Annotated in this window: 17 protein-coding genes; 11 read left to right on the top strand and 6 right to left on the bottom strand. The window is 48.2% G+C overall.

Annotated elements, in window-relative coordinates; translation table 11 throughout:
- Positions 1 to 62: 62 nt before the first annotated feature.
- The 5 genes from greA to J3999_RS06405 all read left to right on the top strand — a co-directional run bounded on the left by greA (position 63) and on the right by J3999_RS06405 (position 3,443).
- Positions 63 to 539 carry a transcription elongation factor GreA gene (greA, locus tag J3999_RS06425; RefSeq protein ID WP_208127082.1) on the top strand — a complete coding sequence of 159 codons (477 nt, stop codon included), beginning with the start codon at positions 63 to 65 and terminating at the stop codon, positions 537 to 539.
- 250 nt (positions 540 to 789) lie between these two features.
- Complete coding sequence (locus tag J3999_RS06420; RefSeq protein ID WP_208127081.1) at positions 790 to 1,143, top strand: hypothetical protein; 354 nt, start codon at positions 790 to 792, stop codon at positions 1,141 to 1,143.
- Between the two features lie 119 nt (positions 1,144 to 1,262).
- Positions 1,263 to 2,060 carry a ferritin-like domain-containing protein gene (locus J3999_RS06415; RefSeq protein ID WP_208127080.1) on the top strand — a complete coding sequence of 266 codons (798 nt, stop codon included), beginning with the start codon at positions 1,263 to 1,265 and terminating at the stop codon, positions 2,058 to 2,060.
- A 124-nt stretch (positions 2,061 to 2,184) separates the two neighbouring features.
- Positions 2,185 to 3,096 (top strand): ROK family protein, encoded by a 912-nt coding sequence (locus tag J3999_RS06410; protein ID WP_208127079.1) that lies wholly within the window; start codon positions 2,185 to 2,187, stop codon positions 3,094 to 3,096.
- Between the two features lie 11 nt (positions 3,097 to 3,107).
- Complete coding sequence (locus tag J3999_RS06405; RefSeq protein ID WP_173284688.1) at positions 3,108 to 3,443, top strand: thioredoxin family protein; 336 nt, start codon at positions 3,108 to 3,110, stop codon at positions 3,441 to 3,443.
- 21 nt (positions 3,444 to 3,464) lie between these two features.
- On the opposite strand, the gene J3999_RS06400 is transcribed toward J3999_RS06405, so the two are convergent.
- The 3 genes from J3999_RS06400 to J3999_RS06390 all read right to left on the bottom strand — a co-directional run bounded on the left by J3999_RS06400 (position 3,465) and on the right by J3999_RS06390 (position 6,330).
- Positions 3,465 to 4,325 carry an SDR family oxidoreductase gene (locus J3999_RS06400; RefSeq protein ID WP_208127078.1) on the bottom strand — a complete coding sequence of 287 codons (861 nt, stop codon included), beginning with the start codon at positions 4,323 to 4,325 and terminating at the stop codon, positions 3,465 to 3,467.
- Between the two features lie 140 nt (positions 4,326 to 4,465).
- Entirely contained in the window at positions 4,466 to 4,840 is a 375-nt protein-coding gene (gene trxA, locus J3999_RS06395) for a thioredoxin (RefSeq protein WP_173284692.1), read from the bottom strand.
- An 89-nt stretch (positions 4,841 to 4,929) separates the two neighbouring features.
- Positions 4,930 to 6,330 carry an aspartate ammonia-lyase gene (locus tag J3999_RS06390; RefSeq protein WP_208127077.1) on the bottom strand — a complete coding sequence of 467 codons (1,401 nt, stop codon included), beginning with the start codon at positions 6,328 to 6,330 and terminating at the stop codon, positions 4,930 to 4,932.
- Between the two features lie 771 nt (positions 6,331 to 7,101).
- On the opposite strand from J3999_RS06390, the gene J3999_RS06385 reads away from it, so the two are divergent.
- Positions 7,102 to 7,749 (top strand): response regulator transcription factor, encoded by a 648-nt coding sequence (locus J3999_RS06385; RefSeq protein ID WP_208127076.1) that lies wholly within the window; start codon positions 7,102 to 7,104, stop codon positions 7,747 to 7,749.
- A gap of 83 nt (positions 7,750 to 7,832) precedes the next feature.
- Here J3999_RS06385 and J3999_RS06380 read toward each other — a convergent pair whose 3' ends face one another.
- Positions 7,833 to 8,519: a DUF5610 domain-containing protein gene (locus J3999_RS06380; protein WP_243755339.1), complete on the bottom strand. Its 687-nt coding sequence runs from the start codon at positions 8,517 to 8,519 to the stop codon at positions 7,833 to 7,835.
- Positions 8,520 to 8,837: 318 nt separating this feature from the next.
- Here J3999_RS06380 and prfB point away from each other — a divergent pair.
- Positions 8,838 to 9,933 (top strand): peptide chain release factor 2 gene (prfB, locus tag J3999_RS06375; protein WP_208127075.1). Its coding sequence is split into 2 segments (ribosomal slippage): positions 8,838 to 8,909 and positions 8,911 to 9,933, totalling 1,095 coding nucleotides; the frame shifts between segments, so codons are not numbered across the junction.
- A gap of 177 nt (positions 9,934 to 10,110) precedes the next feature.
- Complete coding sequence (lysS, locus tag J3999_RS06370) at positions 10,111 to 11,622, top strand: lysine--tRNA ligase (RefSeq protein ID WP_208127074.1); 1,512 nt, start codon at positions 10,111 to 10,113, stop codon at positions 11,620 to 11,622.
- A 142-nt stretch (positions 11,623 to 11,764) separates the two neighbouring features.
- Here lysS and J3999_RS06365 read toward each other — a convergent pair whose 3' ends face one another.
- The gene (locus J3999_RS06365; protein ID WP_208127073.1) at positions 11,765 to 12,850 is read right to left on the bottom strand and encodes a folate-binding protein YgfZ; all 1,086 of its coding nucleotides are present in this window, start codon (positions 12,848 to 12,850) and stop codon (positions 11,765 to 11,767) included.
- A gap of 271 nt (positions 12,851 to 13,121) precedes the next feature.
- Here J3999_RS06365 and J3999_RS06360 point away from each other — a divergent pair, with 271 nt between their 5' ends.
- Positions 13,122 to 13,655, top strand: a complete 534-nt coding sequence (locus J3999_RS06360) for a chemotaxis protein CheW (protein WP_208127072.1) — start codon at positions 13,122 to 13,124, stop codon at positions 13,653 to 13,655.
- 6 nt (positions 13,656 to 13,661) lie between these two features.
- On the opposite strand, the gene nadB is transcribed toward J3999_RS06360, so the two are convergent.
- Positions 13,662 to 15,302: an L-aspartate oxidase gene (gene nadB, locus J3999_RS06355; protein WP_208127071.1), complete on the bottom strand. Its 1,641-nt coding sequence runs from the start codon at positions 15,300 to 15,302 to the stop codon at positions 13,662 to 13,664.
- Between the two features lie 214 nt (positions 15,303 to 15,516).
- Between nadB and J3999_RS06350 the strand changes: the two genes are divergently transcribed.
- A complete protein-coding gene (locus J3999_RS06350; RefSeq protein ID WP_208127070.1) occupies positions 15,517 to 16,077 on the top strand; it encodes a SoxR reducing system RseC family protein in 561 nt (186 codons plus the stop codon).
- A gap of 48 nt (positions 16,078 to 16,125) precedes the next feature.
- Complete coding sequence (locus tag J3999_RS06345) at positions 16,126 to 17,562, top strand: DegQ family serine endoprotease (RefSeq protein ID WP_243755338.1); 1,437 nt, start codon at positions 16,126 to 16,128, stop codon at positions 17,560 to 17,562.
- The last annotated feature ends 145 nt before the right edge of the window (positions 17,563 to 17,707 follow it).

The raw sequence follows: 17,707 nt of genomic DNA, 5'->3' as shown, positions 1-17,707 counted from the left end.
CAGATGCTTTGGCGTTTGTGTTTATGGCAAAATGAAAACAGACTGCCGTTAAAGGAGAGAAAATGAATAAACATCCGATGACCAAAGAGGGCGCTGATGCGCTTAAAGAAGAATTAAACCGTTTGAAAAAAGATGAGCGTCCGCGCATCACTGAAGCGATTGCCGAAGCTCGTGAGCACGGTGATCTGAAAGAAAATGCGGAATACCATGCAGCACGCGAACAGCAAGGGCTGGTGGAAGCGCGTATCAAGCAAATTGAAGGCATTCTTTCGCATTCTCAGGTTATTGACGTTACCAAACTGCCGGACAATGGCAAGGTGGTCTTTGGCGCGACCGTGACTTTGCTCAATCTTGATAGCGAAGAGGAAGTGACCTACAAAATTGTCGGAAACGAAGAGGCCGATATCAAACATAACAAAGTCTCTGTCAGTTCACCGATGGCGCGTGCTTTGATCGGTAAAGAAGAAGGCGATGAAGTGCAGGTTCAGGCGCCGGGCGGTAATATCGACTATGAAATTGTTGAGGTGCAATATATCTAAAGACACTGTTTGTGTCTGATGGTGATGTGTTGTTTGCGCAGATTGCGTTGATAAGTGACGCTTTTTATCACAGCAAATATGAACTAATTTACGTACGTTTTTTAGATGATAGATTAGCTGTTCGTTGGATAAATAATGTTTATAAGCATTTCATTATTTTCTAACATCAAGCGGGTTGCAATTTGGGGTGAAAAGAGTCAGAATTGACGCGTTTAAGCGAAAACGATTAAAACCTCGGAGTTTACATTAAATGAAAAAGATGACTTTGAAAGCTCTATTCATCTCAGCAGCGGTAGCTATGTCAGCTAACGTACAAGCTGAAGATGCATACAGTCAGTGTCTGGCGGATGCGGAAACCGTAATCGCAACCGCAAAGAAAGATGGTAGTACAGCAGCAAAAGCAGTAGAACAAAAAACTACTGTTGAGCAATGCTATGCTGAAGTTGATAAAATCGAAGCAAAATACGGTGACAAAACTGTTGCTGTTAACCCTTCTTCGGTTATGACTCCAGAAGATCGCCTAAAGTGGTCTAAATTGATGGATGCTATCGACGCTAAGAAGTTTAAAGGTACTCGTTACCTGATGGCAGCCTACTACCGTTAATTAAAACGGAAAGAATACAGTTATTGCGCTAAAAGCCGGTCTTTTGACCGGCTTTTTGTTTTTCATTTATCGTAAAATTCGTCTGTTTAACATAATTTGGAAATCCAAGAGAATCCCAAATGAGCAAAAATCTTTTCAGCACCGTTTTGACCTGTCTTCAGGAGTCGGATCTCAGTCGTAAAGTGCAGCAGTTAGATCAGCTTTTACAGGATTGGACCGAAGATCGTTTCGATTTAACGCCAACTGAAGAGGTCATTCGTATTCCTGATCCGGGTCGTCCGTCAAAGCCGGAACTGGTTCCGCCGAAAAAATTGCCCCGTCGAGGGTTGGGGACAATAGAAGGGCATGCGGCTCTGATGCATTCCATCGCCCATATTGAATTCAACGCCGTTAATCTCGCTCTGGATGCGATTTATCGTTTTCAGGACATGCCGCGACAATACTACGGTGATTGGCTGGGAGTCGCCGGCGAAGAGTCTTATCATTTCCAAATGGTGCGCGAACACCTTTTTCACTTGGGTTATGAGTATGGCGATTTTCCGGCGCATGACGGCCTGTGGATGACGACTTACCAGACGGATCATGATCCTCTGGTGCGGATGGCGCTGGTGCCAAGAACTCTGGAGGCCCGGGGGCTGGATGTGACTCCGGCGATGATACAGAAATTACGTGCCATCGGTGATAAACGCGGTGTAGAAATTCTGAAAATACTGTTGCGTGACGAAATCGGTCATGTTGAGGTTGGTACGCGCTGGTTCCGTTACCTTTGCGAGCAGAGAGGGGTCAATCCTTTCAAGACCTTTCAGGAAATTATCGAGCAGTATTTTTACGGTGATCTGCGTGGACCTTTTAATATTGATGCGCGACGTCAGGCCGGCTTTAGCGAACAAGAGATCCAATGGCTGGAATCTTTGTGATCTCCTGATTTTCTGCAACTCTGGCAATTCTCTGTCTCACGGTAACAAGGAGGATTTGTTTCTACCTGATGTACGCCGGCGTTGCTGTTATTTTTTATCCATTTGTAGTGTATAAAGGATCCGTATGCGGCTTGGAATTGATTTAGGCGGAACTAAAATTGAGATTATTGCCTTGGATCGCTCCGGTAACGAAATTTATCGGCAGAGGATTGCGACACCGCAGGGAGATTATGCCGCTACTGTGAATGCGATGGTTGCACTGGTCGAGGAGTGCGAGACGCAGCTGGGACGAAAAGGTTCGCTTGGTGTCGGTATTCCCGGTGCTTTGTCAAATACGACAGGTTTGGTCAAAAACGCCAATTCCATCTGCCTGATTGGCCAGGATCTGAAAGGGGATCTTCAACGACGTCTTCACCGAGAGGTGTTGGTTGCCAATGACGCTAACTGTTTTGCGCTTTCCGAGGCGGTGGACGGAAGTGCAAAAGGAGCCAAAGTCGTTTTTGGTATCATTATCGGCACCGGTTGTGGCGGTAGTGTTGTGGTTGACGGTCAAGCCCTGAATGGCGTAAACCTGGTGGCAGGTGAGTGGGGTCATAACCCATTGCCCTGGTCGTGTACAGAACAGCAATTTGCCTGTTATTGCGGACAGAAAGGCTGTGTTGAGACGTTTCTTTCCGGCAGTGCGTTTGAAAGGCATTTTCAGCTGCGCAGCGGACAAAGTCTCAAGGCCGAACAGGTTGTCGCTTTAGCCGGGCAAGGGGATCCGCTGGCCGAAGAGATGTTGCAGGATTATATGATCTGGATGGCGAAGGCTTTGGCGTCGGTGATCAATCTGCTCGACCCGGATGTTATTGTTCTCGGTGGCGGCATGTCGAATATAGATCGCTTGTATGAAGAGGTACCGAAAATCTGGGATCAGTGGGTTTTTAGTGATGAGCCCGTGTTAACTCAACTTTTGCCGCCCGCCTTCGGTGATTCAAGCGGAGTGCGCGGTGCGGCGTGGTTGGCAAATACCGTTTTAGCGGATAGTAAGTAAGAAGGAATAATATGCTGAATATCGAGACGTGTGAAGAGTTGCAGAACTTAAAGCAGCAGAGCGAGGCTTTGCTGGTTTTATATGGCGGTAGCGAGTGTAATGTCTGCCATGCGATTAAACCGATGTTGATCGACCAGATTTCCGAGCATTATCCAAAAATGCAGATGGCCTATATCGATTGTCATAAAACAACCGAAGTCTGTTCGCAGGAAGGTATTTTTTCACTGCCGGTGGTACAGGTGTATTTTACCGGACAGAAATTTATCGAAGAGGTGCGCAGCTTCAGTTTGCAGAAGCTGCGTGACGATATTCAACGACCGTATCAGATGCTGTTCAGCGAAGCCTGATTCCGGGGATTTTCAGGCGGGTTAGCGTTTACCGTCGCCGCCCGCTTTGGTTAACAATTTATCAAGTGTCCGGTTAGGAAGCAGGCGTTTCAAAATGGCGAATGCTTTGGTCGGCACTGTCACTCTATAGCGAATCCGGGCCCGTTTGCTTTGCAAAGAATGAATAAGGGCTTTGTAGACGGCGTCCGGTCCCAGTGTGAAAGGCGCGCTCGGCCCGACCGTTTCCAGACGGTTTATCATGGCATGATATTGCGCCTGATGCGCGCTGGTATCCGGATTAATCCAGTTTTTAAACTGTTCAAAGGCATTCTTTCTGAAATCCGATAGAATCGGTCCCGGTTCGATCAAGCTGACTTGGATATTGTCTTTTCTGACCTCCAGCCGCAAAGTATCGGCAAACCCTTCGATCGCAAACTTACTGGCATTGTAGGCCCCGCGATATTGCATCGCAGCGAATCCCAGAATAGAACTGTTGTAGATGATTCTTCCCTGTCCCTGTTGACGCATAATCGGCACGATTCTGTTAGTCAGTTCCTGGGTTCCGAAGACATTGGTTTCAAACTGGTGACGCATAGCGTCGCGACTTAAATCCTCAACCGCGCCCGGTAGTCCGAAAGCACCGTTGTTGAATAAGGCGTCGATCTTGCCGCCACTTAATTGCAGCGCCTGTTCAAGCGCCGTTTTAATCGACTCGCTGTCTGCCAGATCGAGTTGGATTGCAGTGAATCCCTCTTTTTGCAAACGTTCAACATCCAGTGGATCACGGGCGGATGCGATAACGCTGTAACCTGCTTGATCAAGCTGTTTTGCACAGTAGTAACCGATGCCGCTGGAGCAGCCGGTGACTAAAATTGTACTTGGGGGTAAAAGGCGTTGGTTCATGAAGCGTTCTGATTTATCTTTAATAAGCTGTATTTTACTACAACTAAGTAGAATTGATTAAGCGAGAGGGCAATTTGCTATGAGTGCTCAGCGCAGATATAAAAAAAGCCGCAATTGCGGCTTTTTCGGCGAACAATAGCTTATTGTTGTTGCTCTTGCTGGGCAGCAGCGACATCTTTGCGAACCTGTTCCATATCCAGCTCACGCAGTTGTTTGATACCTTCTTCCAGTGCGTTCCCCGGAATGGCGCCTGGGTTTGAGAAAACAACGATTTTTTCGCGCATAAAGACCAAAGTCGGAATGGAACGAACCTGGAACATTGCCGCCAGTTGCTCTTCTTCTTCGACATTAACTTTGCAGAATTTGATATCAGGGTGTTTTTCCGCCACTTCCGAAAATACCGGAGCAAACTGCTTACAAGGACCACACCATTCAGCCCAGAAATCAAAAATAACGATGTCGTTATTGCTAATTGTGTCTTCAAATTGCTCGGTTTTTAGATCGATAACGGCCATAGTGGTTCCTTTTAAGTTTTGAAAATTACAGGCAACATTGTAACAACTCAAATATTGCCTGTAAGCATAAATTGGCTGCGTTTCAGCCTTTAATCTACCTTAGGATTTCCACCTTCGGTCAACAGAGCAGGATTGAGATACTGCTTAAGTGTCGCCTCATCCAGTTCGGTCATTTCAAGAGCGACTTCCAGAACAGGGCGACCGGAAGCATAGGCTTCTTTTGCGATGGCCGCGCCTTTTTCATAACCCACCAGTGTGTTCAGGGCGGTGACCAGAATCGGGTTAACTTCCAGAGCCTGGTTGATATTCTGCTGATTGACGGTGAAGCCTTTAATGGCCAGATCTGCCAGTTGGGTACTGGCATTAGCCGCAATTTCGATGCTTTGCAGCAGGTTGAGCGCAATCATCGGCAGCATGACGTTTAGCTGGAAGTTACCCGCTTGGGCACCGACCGTGATGGCGGTATGGTTACCCATAATCTGAGCGGCAACCATGCACACCGCTTCCGGAATAACCGGATTGACTTTGCCTGGCATAATGGAACTTCCCGGCTGTAGCGCTGGCAGTTGAATTTCTCCAAGACCTGCTAATGGCCCGGAGTTCATCCAGCGCAGGTCATTGGCGATTTTCATCAGGCTGGCGGCGAGTACATTCAACTGACCGCTGAGTTCCAGTGCACTGTCCTGCGAACTTAAACCGATAAACAGGTTTTCCATCGGTTCGAAATGAATGGCGGTAATCGTTGCCAGATTGGCGCAGACCAGTCGGCTGAACTGCGGATCCGCATTGACACCGGTACCGACCGCGGTGCCGCCTTGAGGCAATTTCTCAATTCGTTTCTGGGTATCTTTGAGACGGGCGATATTATCTTCGATTTGCGCACGCCAAGCGGAAAGTTCCTGACTGAGTCGAACCGGCATGGCATCCATCAGATGGGTTCTTCCGGTTTTTACCACGCTATCCAGTTCCTGTTCACGATCTTTGATGACATCGCAAAGATGGCGCAGGGCAGGCAGTAGCTGTTCTTCCAATGAAATCGCTGCGGCTACGTGAATACTGGTTGGGATAACGTCGTTGGAGCTTTGGCTCATATTAATGTCGTCATTCGGATGCACTTCGGTACCGGTCAGTTTTTGTGCCAGAGAGGCCAGGACTTCGTTAACGTTCATATTGGTACTGGTTCCGGAACCGGTCTGGAATACGTCGATCGGGAACTGATCCAGGTAACTGCCTTTGATCACCGCATCCGCGGCCGCCTGAATCGCTTCCGCTTTTTCCTCGCTTAAAAGCCCCAGTTCGCGGTTGGCGTCGGAGCAGGCGAATTTAACAAAGCAGGCCGCTTTGATAAAACTGGTCGGCAGCGGCGTTCCACTGATCGGGAAATTATTGATCGCGCGTTGCGTCTGAGCTCCGTAAAGGGCGTTTTCAGGAACTTCCAAGGTTCCCATGCTGTCTTTGACTGTGCGGGTTTTAGCTGAGGAATGTGTCATGGTATTTCGTCTTTTTAAATGTAAGCGTTGCCGTTTAGATTAAAAAATCGGGTTTAGCTCGGGTATTTCAAAGGTTCTGACAAATCAGAGGCGAGTAAATGCGCATATTTTACGCAGTCTCAGACTAAAAACCTAGTGAGATTTGCTGTGAATCAGGTTATTCAAGCCGTATTGAGCGGTAAATTCAGAAATAAATTGATTTGAGTAAATTATGGTAAAAGAAATGGACTCTTTGCTTATAAAGTCCGTTACATTGGGCGCATAAAGTTGCAGAGATAGACCGCATTGCGTTAGGTTCAGATTGTTTGGATTGCTGGCTGGAGCGTGATCGAAGTTCAAGAAGCCGCTTTGGTCTGACGTGATTGCCTGCAGATTTTTCAGGGAATCCGGCCTGTTTAAATTGAGCGTATATTATTGAAAATAATAATAAAATCGATCTGTTTTCGTGCCCGGGTGGTATAATTTGATCAGTAGGTTTTTGACTGTTTCCCGGCCTGGCGGTGAAAACTTTATGAGTGTTTAAATGTTTGCTTATTCTTGAAAGTTGGCCGTTTAAAAGTATGTTTTCCGAGAAATTGCATTCGGCAAGCGTGAGTAAAGTTTACTGAGATCATAAAAACGGCTTAAATCCGCTTTATCTGCTCGAAAATTCCTTGAGGATTTTGCTTCTCTTGGGAATAATTCAATTACTAGTAACTTCTACGTATTTGGTTTGCGCGGTGTTCTTTTAACCGCTATCAGATAGTGAAATAGTTTAAAAAGAGTATTTTCATGTCAGAAAAAATCACAATTGTATTGGCGGAAGACCATTCATTAGTACGCGCAGGCTTTAAATCGATTCTTGAAGCACATGATGATCTGGAAGTTATCGGTGAAGCGGAAGATGGACTGGAGTGTCTTGAATTGGTTCGCAGCAAATCTCCGGATGTTCTGCTGCTGGATCTGTCTATGCCCAAGCTAAGCGGAATGAATGTTATTAATCACATCAAAAAGCGCTATGCAGATACCAAGGTAATCGTGCTGACCGCCGCTGAAACGCTCAGTGTATGGCGGGATGTTCTGGATTTGGGAATTTCCGGTTTGTCGATGAAATCCGTTTCTCCCAAAGAACTAACCAACGGCATCCGCGATGTTTACCATGGCGGCACCTTTATCCACTCTGAAATTCAGCCATCGCTTGAAGCGGCGGAAGGTTTGAAAAATCGCCGTTTATCGGTACGTGAAAAACAGGTGGTTAAATTGGTGGCGGAAGGTTATAAGACCAAAGAAATTGCCGAAATCCTCGAGATCTCCGACCGAACAGTTTCCAAGCATCGTGAAAATCTGATGTCTAAACTGGGAATTGATTCGACGGCGGAATTGACTAAATACGCCAATGAAGCGGGCTTGACCCGTGTCGGACTCGAAGAGATCGAGTAGGCTGGGTTTTTAGTTTTAGCACTGCATAAAATAAAAGCCCCGAAAGGGGCTTTTTTATTTTATCTGTGAAAGTACCGGGAAATTTAAGAATTGCTGCTGGATGTGTTTTCAGGACTCTCTTCATCAGCTTCTACAGACGTTTCGATACCGAGATAGTCATTACGGAAATTTTCCAGACCGGATTGCACCAGTTCATAAGTCTGGTTAATCGTTCCTGCGATTTCATCGTTCATTACATTGAGATCGCCGAGAAAGCTTTTAGCCTGCTCAAAACCGGTACTGATACCGTTACCGATCACTTCCATAAAACGGTTGATCAACTCTTCCCCTTCAAGTTCAGGGTGTGCATTCTGAAAACCGCTCAGGAAAGCGGTGCTGCCTTGAACAATGCGCTGAGCCGTGTTTTCCGGACTCCAATAATCCATGCCGCCTTGCTGTTGCAGAGCTTCGGCGCTGATTGGATCAGCAGCACCTTCGTCCAGTCCAAGGTCGATACGAAGCTGTTTGTTGATTTCTTCGATCGCACTTTGAAAACTGATTTTCAGCGCCGACTGAGGCGCCTGTGTTTTATCTCCGAACAGTGTGGCAACGAGGTTGGCTTGCTGCTCGAACTTAACGGCTGCCGGATTGGTCGCGACACGCTCTTTGGCCTGTTCGGAAGCCTGCTCCGGCAAAACCAGCGACTTGTCGATACCACGACCACGGTTGTCCTGAGCGGCATCGTTACTTTTTTGATAGGCTTGCAGAGCGCCAAATGCTTTGATATCCATTGCGATGACCTCATCTCTTTAAATGTAACTCTTAGTGTACTCTTTTGCCGGACGCTTGAATTGACAGTTGTCAATCATGGCGTTCAGTAGCGGAATTCTGTTACTGTTTTTACTAAGTGACTTTTTTATCGGCAATTGTTTGAAAAACTTGAGAAAAATTCATCATTATTTGTTGCTTCTGGATCGGAATTAGCAGAGAAATTTCTCCTGAAAACTGGTATGATTCGCGCATTTTAAAAAATACGGTATTACAAGGGTTCGCAGTAGTGTAAATCTCACCTCGAACCGGTGCCAGTCGTAAAAACTAAGGTTGAATTTATGGAACTGAATCCTGTCTATAATCGCATTAAGGACTACCAAGAGCGTACTTCTGTGCTTAGGGGGTATCTTTGACTTCGACGTAAAAGCGGAACGTCTTGAAGAAGTCAATATGGAACTGGAAGACCCGAATGTCTGGAATGACCCTGAAAAGGCGCAGGCTCTAGGTCGGGAAAAGTCACAGCTGGAAAACATCGTCACCACTATTAATGAGCTGGAAGAGGGCTGCTCGGGGGCTCAAGAGCTGCTTGAGTTAGCCGAGATGGAAGAAGACCAGGAGATGGTCGACGATGTAATCGAAGAGTGCGATCGTCTGGGCGAGTTGATCGATAAGCTGGAATTCCAGCGTATGTTCAGCGGCGAGCTGGATGCCAATAACTGTTACTTGGAAATTCAGGCCGGCTCCGGCGGTACCGAAGCGCAGGATTGGTCGAATATGCTTTTGCGTATGTATCTGCGTTGGGCCGATTCGCACGGCTTTAAAGCGGAGATTGTCGAAATTACCGATGGCGATGTCGCCGGCATCAAAGGGGCGACAATTCACGTTCAGGGCGATTACGCCTACGGTTGGTTGCGAACGGAAACCGGTGTGCACCGTCTGGTACGTAAATCGCCGTTTGACTCTTCAAACCGCCGCCATACGTCATTCTCGTCGGTATTCGTTTCACCGGAAATCGATGATAGTTTTGAAATCGAAATCAATCCGGCGGATTTGCGTATTGATGTGTATCGCGCTTCCGGTGCCGGGGGGCAGCACGTTAACCGAACCGAATCAGCGGTTCGTATTACGCACTTGCCGACCAATACGGTCACTCAGTGTCAGAACGGACGCTCGCAGCATCAAAATAAGGCCGAGGCCATGAAACAGCTGCGCGCCAAACTTTACGAGCTGGAAATGCAGGAACGTAATGCCGAGAAGCAGGCTCTTGAAGATTCCAAAGCGGATATCGGTTGGGGCAGTCAGATCCGTTCTTATGTTCTGGATTCGGGGCGCATTAAAGATTTGCGTACGAATGTCGAAACCGGAAATACCACGGCTGTTCTCGACGGCTCTCTGGACCCGTTTATCGAAGCCAGTCTGAAAGCCGGATTGTAAACATCTGTTGCGGTCTCTGGAGAATTCTTGCCCGGACTTTCAGGGCTTGTTTAGAGTTCTCTAGAGATTCGAGCGTAAAAGCCGTAAAATAGCGACAATTTTAAAAACCTTTTTGAATTTAAAACGACTGCGAAGCAGAGAAGCTTAGCGGTCTTTATTTTTTAAGCGAGATAGTGAATGTCTGATAACCAAAATACAGCGCCAGAAGTCGATGAGAACAAAATCATTGCCGAGCGTCGTGCGAAACTAGCAGCTTTGCGCGAAGAGGGTCACTCTTATCCAAATCATTTCCGTCGTGAACACGATGCCGCCGACCTGCAAGCCAAGTATGGTGAAATCGAAAAAGAAGCTATGGCGGAAGCGGAACCGGTACGTGTTAAGGTTGCCGGCCGTATGATGCTGCGCCGTATTATGGGTAAAGCGAGCTTTGCAACCCTTCAGGATCATTCCGGTCGCATCCAGATTTATGTGACTCGTGACGAGTTGCCGGAAGGTTTCTACAACACGCAGTTCAAAAAATGGGATCTTGGGGATATTGTCGGTGCCGAGGGTTACCTGTTCAAAACCAACACCGGTGAATTGTCGATTCACGTCGAGCATATCGAACTGATCACTAAATCGCTGCGCCCGTTGCCGGACAAGTTCCACGGTTTGCAGGATCAGGAAGTTCGCTACCGTCAGCGTTATATCGATCTGATCGTGAATCAGGAAAGTCGCGACACCTTTATGTTGCGTTCGAAAATCGTGCAGCATGTCCGCGATTTCCTGATCCGTAAGAATTTTATGGAAGTGGAAACGCCGATGATGCACGTTATTCCTGGCGGAGCTACGGCGAAACCTTTCGCAACGCATCATAATGCGCTGGACATGCCTTTGTTCCTGCGCATTGCACCGGAGCTTTACCTGAAACGTCTGGTTGTCGGTGGTTTTGAGCGTGTTTTCGAAATCAACCGATCATTCCGTAATGAAGGGCTGTCAACGCGCCACAATCCTGAATTCACCATGGTTGAATTCTATGCAGCTTATACCGATTATCATCAGCTGATGGATTACACCGAAGAGTTGTTGAAAGAACTGGCTGAGCTGGCTGTCGGCTCGACCGTTGTACCGTATCAGGGGCAGGAATTCGACTTCGGTAAGCCGTTTGCGCGTTTGACTATGAAGCAGGCAATTCTGGATTACAATCCGGGCGTTAAGCCTGAGCAGCTGGAAGACTTCGATTCGGCGAAAGCGCTTGCCGAATCGCTGCATATCAAAGTCGAAGAAGGCTACGGTCTTGGCAAGATTCTGACTGAAATCTTTGAAGAAACCGCTGAGCACCGTCTGATGGATCCGACTTTCATCACCGAATATCCGGCTGAAGTTTCTCCGCTGGCGCGTCGTAATGACGAAGATCCGTTTATTACCGACCGTTTTGAGTTGTTTATCGGTGGACGCGAGTTAGCTAATGGTTTCAACGAGTTGAACGATGCCGAAGATCAGGCCGAGCGCTTTAAGGCTCAGGTGGCAGCGAAAGATGCCGGTGATGATGAAGCGATGCACTTCGATGAAGATTATATTACCGCTCTGGAGCACGGGATGCCGCCGACGGCGGGTGAGGGGATTGGAATCGATCGTCTGGTAATGCTGTTTACCGATTCAGCCTCTATTCGTGACGTATTGCTGTTCCCACATATGCGTCAAAGCTAAACAATACCTGTCTTGAGCAGATGTTAAACCCCGCAATTGCGGGGTTTTTTATGGTAAACAGACATGAAAAAGCCTGCTCGGATGGGCAGGCTTTTGCGTTTAATCATGTGTATTCAATATCGCGCAAAGCGATATTTCCACCTTACTCTTCTTCGGTAATCAGGTACGGAAGCGGTTCGATGGTTGCAGGTTTACCATTTTCCGTGGTCAGATCGCCTTCGACCGATTCCAATGATTTCAGCGTGCCGACCGCATTACACAGACGGCCCGAGAAAATGTCCGGCTGGCAGTTGATGACCGTCAGCTTGTGGGTTTTACCGTTCGGATCCTGAAGGCTTAAGCTGTCACCGGAATGAAGTTCCAGATCGTCTTCCAGACGGATACGCAGCATGCGTTTGGTGATTTTCCCGCGATAGTGAATACGGGCGATAATCTCCTGTCCCGGAAAGCAGCCTTTCTTAAAGTTGATGGCGTCGAATTTATCCAGATTCAGGAATTGTGCAGTGAACTGACCGCTGGTTTTATCGGTGACTTCCGGAACGGCGGCCGCGATATTAAGCAGTTGCCAGTCGAAGTTATTGGTCAGGTCGCAGTTGACGCGCAGATTGTTCCAGGCGGTTACCATCTGTTCGGCTGGGCCGAAAATTTCATATTTATGGTAAGGCCCCGGTACCTTGATAATGAGAATGTCTTTAGTCTCGTCATCCTGAGACAGGTTGGCCTCGAAGACTTCCTTGACCTTGGTGTCCAGGCGGCGCTGAACGTCAAGATCGGCAAATTCTCCGGCGAAACCGATATGGATAAGCGTCTGCGAAACCTCTTCGATTTTTACGTCCGAGCGCAGCACAAACATCTGCAGACGTTTGTGAATGCTGTCCCGTAGCGAGCCGTCAAAACTCAGATAAAAAGCATCCTGATATTTGAAAACCAGGAAAATGGCCAGCACGTTTCCTTGCGGGTCACAGTAGGAGGAAAGTTGCGCTTGCGTTTCCGAAACCTGATTGATGTCGCTGGTCAATTGCGCTTGCAGGAACTGCTGCGCTTCCGTTCCGGATACTTTCAGCAATGCCTGATGGGTCAAGCTGGTTACCACCGGTCCGTTTTTGATAAGGAAGTGCTCCAGTTCGGCCTGTCCGAAAGTCGTAATTTTACCGGACTCGTCGAATTGCGCGTTTTGTTGCTGTAAAAAATCCAGCCAGGTTGCATCTAGAGAAGCGGTCGCTTGCATAGTGAATCCTTTAGTTTTTCTAATCTTCTTTATTTGGATGTTGCGCAAATGATACCGGAATCGGCGTCAACGCAAAACTAAATGAGGCCGGTTTGCCGTATTTCAAGCGGGAAACAGTTGATTTAAGCGAATTTGTTACGCACAAATCGTTAAAAGGCTTTTGCGAGAGTGTTGTTAAAAGCGAAATTAAGCTAAGATTAACCGATATTTTTATACGGAAATTGCTGCGGCGAAATTTCGATCATCAGACGGTTTTTCAGGGAGGCCATCAGTGGCGAACAACAAAGAGTTTTTAACGTTTAAAATCGGACGCGAACAGTTTGCGGTGGATATTCTGCGTGTGCAGGAAATCCGAGGATGGGAAAAGCCGAATCCTTTGCCAAGCGTACCGCCCTTTGTAAAAGGGGTTGTTGATCTGCGCGGCTCGGTGGTGCCTATTGTCGATTTACGCGAACGTTTTAAGCTGCAGGCCAGTTACGATGCGACTACGGTAGTTATTGTTGTTCATGTTCTCACCTCTCAGGGCGAGCGCGTTGTCGGTATTGTGGTGGATGAAGTCAGCGATGTGCAGTCTTTCGATATGGATTCGCTGCAGCCGGCACCGGATATTTCCACTGAAATCAGCTCGCAATTCATTCTCGGGCTGGCAACAGTGGGGGAGACTCAGAGAACGGCTGAAGGCGATGATAACCGCAAAGCTTCAACCAATAATATGGTGATTCTGGTTGATCTTGACCGTCTGATTTCCGAGGGGATTATCGACGAGATCAGCCAGAACGGACATATGCCGTTGGGCAACGGTTAAGCGCTGTTAAGATTTGTACCGGCTAGTCGGGTTTTTCCCCGGCTGAGGTTTTAATACAGTCGGTTTAGCGGTCTTGAACATTTTGGGGTAGTCCAGATTGTAGTGCAGGCCGCGACTCTCCTTGCGCTTCTGCGCACAAAGTACCATCAGTTCGGCGACCATGGTCAGGTTGCGCAATTCGAGCAGATCGCTGCTCAGAGTGTGCTGGCTGTAATATTCATTGATTTCCGCCTGTAGATTACGGATACGTTTTAAAGCGCGTTTCAGACGTTTGTTGGTGCGCACGATCCCGACGTAATCCCACATGACCCGTCGCAATTCATCCCAGTCGTGGCTGACAAGTACTTTTTCTTTCGGATCGGTAATGCCGCGAGTATCCCACGGCTTGGCACTGAACTCGTGTTCTCCCAGTGCGGAAAAAGATTTCTCGATGCTTTGGTGAGCCAGCTTGGCAAAAACCAGACCTTCGGCCAGAGAGTTGCTGGCCAAGCGGTTAGCGCCATGCAGACCGGTATAAGCGGTCTCGCCGATCGCATACAGTCCTTCGAGATCGGTTTTTCCTTCCAAATTGGTCATTACGCCGCCGCAAGTGTAGTGTGCCGCCGGCACTACCGGAATCTGTTCTTTGGTGATGTCGATGCCGTCTTCCTTGCAGCGTTGATAGATGGTCGGAAAGTGCTGTTTAACAAATTTGGCCGGTTTATGGGTGATGTCCAGATAGACGCAATCAATACCGTGCTTTTTCATTTCTTGGTCGATGGCTCGGGCGACGATGTCTCGCGGTGCCAGATCGGCGCGCGGATCGTATTCTTGCATAAAGGCGGTTCCGTCCGGCAGTCTTAAAATACCGCCTTCACCGCGAACGGCTTCACTGATCAGAAAGGAGCGGTCTTTGGGGTGGAACAGGCAGGTTGGGTGAAACTGGTTGAACTCCATGTTGGCCACACGACAACCCGCACGCCATGCCATGGCGACACCGTCACCGGTGGAGGTGTCCGGATTACTGGTATAAAGATAAGCCTTGGAGGCTCCGCCGGTCGCCAGAACCGTGAAAGGTGCGGTAATGGAATACACCTGTTTTTCATTTTTGTTGAGGACATAGGCCCCCATGCAACGATTGCGCTTGCGGTTCAGAATCAGGTCGATCGAAATGTGTTCCGGCAGCAGTTCGATATTAGGATGTTTCTTAACCTGGTTGATAAGTGTGTCCGCGACTGATTGGCCGGTATGATCCGCGACATGGATGACGCGTCTGTGGCTATGGCCGCCTTCCTTGGTCAGATGATACGGGAAGTTCTTGGCGTTGGCGCCTTCTGTGGTGAAGTTTACGCCGTACTCAATCAGTTCCAGGATGGTTTCCGCTGCATGGGTAGCGACTACGGCGACCGCTTTGTCGTCGCATAAACCAGCACCGGCAATTTTAGTGTCTTTAATATGCGCATCGATGCTGTCGAAAGGGTCAAGTACGCCGGCTATGCCGCCTTGGGCGTAGCTGGTGCTGCCTTCTTCGAGTGATGCCTTGGCAAGCACGATCACCTTGTGCTCCTGCGCCAGCTTCAGAGCGATCGACAGTCCGGCAATACCACTGCCGATAATCAATACTTCAGTCGATTTTGCATACTCTTGGTTGGCTTTCGATTGTTGCATTGCCGGGTCGCCTCAAAGCTAATGAATGGGATTCTGACGATTAAAGTCGTAAGGTGGCGCTTACTATAGGTAGCCGACGTCAGATTGCAAGTGAATATTTTATCTGTGAAGCGCTTTACGATGGGCGGTTTTTGATATTTTCATGCGCTTTAACTTGAAAAAAAAACAGTGCAAACCTAAATTGGGTACCTAAGGAATTATGCGAGCAGTCTAAATGGAAAGAAATAATGAACCCGGCTTTGGTGAAGATCGGAATTCCTCTGCCGGCGCTTCCGCCAGCAGCAGTCTGACCGAAAGCGGAACGGTCGTGGCGATTCAGGGCGATTTTGCTCTGGTTGAGGTGGCCCCGAAAAATGGTTGCAGCGGTTGCGCTCAAAGTGGCGGTTGTGGAACTTCCGCGCTGTCGACTCTGTTTGTTGCCCGGCACAATAAGCCGATTCGGGTAGAAAATCCTCTTGGAGCCGAAGTCGGAAATCTTGTCGATCTGTCCATGGATGAGTCACGATTGGTTAAACATTCTTTTATGGCTTATGGCTTACCATTAATTGGACTTTTGGTGTTTTCGGTTCTGGCCCAGAAGCTCCTGCTTATCTCGGGAATACCTGTCTCGGCGATAGAAAAAATCGCTGATGTCAGTGCTATCTTTGGAGGTCTTTTCGGGCTTTTTGCCGGCTGGTGGATAACGAAACGTTTTTATCGACCGGTCTTGCCGGAAATCACTCGGATTCATAACGCATCGCAGATGTCGGATGGCGCGACGGTGCGGGATGTATAGTCTTTCATTGATTGTGATTTTTACTAAACAAGAGGAAGGGTGTATCGAATGAAACGGTGTTTAACCTTTAATGGATTGTTTCTGAATTCTCTGCTGCTGGCGGCCGCCTTACTGTTGCAGCCGATGGCAACCCAAGCGGCTGAAAAATATGGCTTGCCGGATTTTACGGAACTGGCCGAGCACAATAACAAAGTTGTGGTCAATATCTCCACGACGAAAACCGTCTCCAAACAGGATAATCAAATACCTCCGCAGTTCCGGGGGATGCCGGAAGAGTTGCTGCGCCACTTTTTCGGAATTCCGCCGGAAATGTTTCAGCAGCCGCCACAGCAAGATCGTCCGAAAAAACAGGCGCACTCGCTGGGATCCGGTTTTATCATCAGTGAAGATGGTTACATTCTGACTAACAATCACGTGGTCGAAGATGCCGACGAAATCATTGTGCGCATGCGCAACCGTAAAGAGTTAAAAGCCGAATTGATCGGAACCGATCCGCGTACCGATGTGGCGCTGTTGAAGATTAAGGCGGACGACCTGCCTTACGCCAAGATCGGGAAAAGCAAGGATTTGAAAGTCGGACAGTGGGTTCTGGCGATCGGTGAACCATTTGGGTTGGATTATACGGTGACCCACGGGATCGTTTCCGCTCTGGGAAGATCTTTGCCGGAAGATACCTATGTTCCTTTCATTCAGACCGATGTGCCGATCAACCCGGGGAATTCCGGAGGGCCTCTGTTTAATCTGGATGGCGAAGTCGTCGGGATTAACTCGCAGATCTACTCCAATAGCGGCGGTTCTATGGGGCTCTCTTTCTCGATCCCGATCGATATCGCAATGAACGTTGCCGAACAGCTGAAGGCGAACGGTAAAGTCGTACGCGGTTTCCTGGGCGTACAGATTCAGGAAGTGACCAGCGATTTGTCCGAATCGTTCGGTTTGGATAAGCCGACCGGGGCGCTTGTTGGAGAGGTATACGATAATACACCGGCTAAAGAATACGGTATCGAAGCCGGAGATATTATTCTCGAGTTCGACGGCAGAAAGATTGAAAAGTCTTCGGATCTTCCTCCTGTCGTGGGCATGACGCCGATCAACGAGAAGGTCAAGGTTAAGCTGCTGCGTCAAGGCAAAGTGAAATACCTTACCGTCAAATTGACTTCATTGGATAAATCCAAAGATCTGGCGATGTCGTCCGATCGCAAGCTCAACAGTAATCGTTTAGGGGTCACCGTCGAGGAAATTCCGAAAGCGTGGTTGCAGGATAACGGTCTTCCGTACGGTGTACGTGTAACCGACGTCAGTTCCGGTCCGGCAGAACAGGCGGGAATCCGCAACGGAGATATTATCGTCACCATCGACTTTAAACCGGTCAAGAGTGTGCGAGAATTGAATAAACTGTTGCAGAGTCTGCCGAAAAAACGTTCCTTGCCGGTTCGTGTTATCCGTAACGGGCGCTCGGTATTCCTGCCGCTTGTACTGGACTAGATGAAAAAAGCTCATTGAGCTCGGGAAAGTTAGGCATATCAGCGATAAATAATGTCTTTATCAAGAATTTAGCGTAAAATACGGCCTAACTTTTTTAGCCAGTTCCATCCGTTAACTGGAGAGTGGGATGGAAATGACAGTACAG

Source organism: Thiomicrorhabdus sp. 6S3-12 (assembly GCF_017571475.1).
Lineage (GTDB): Bacteria > Pseudomonadota > Gammaproteobacteria > Thiomicrospirales > Thiomicrospiraceae > Thiomicrorhabdus.
This window is presented reverse-complemented; position numbering and strand designations above follow the sequence as displayed.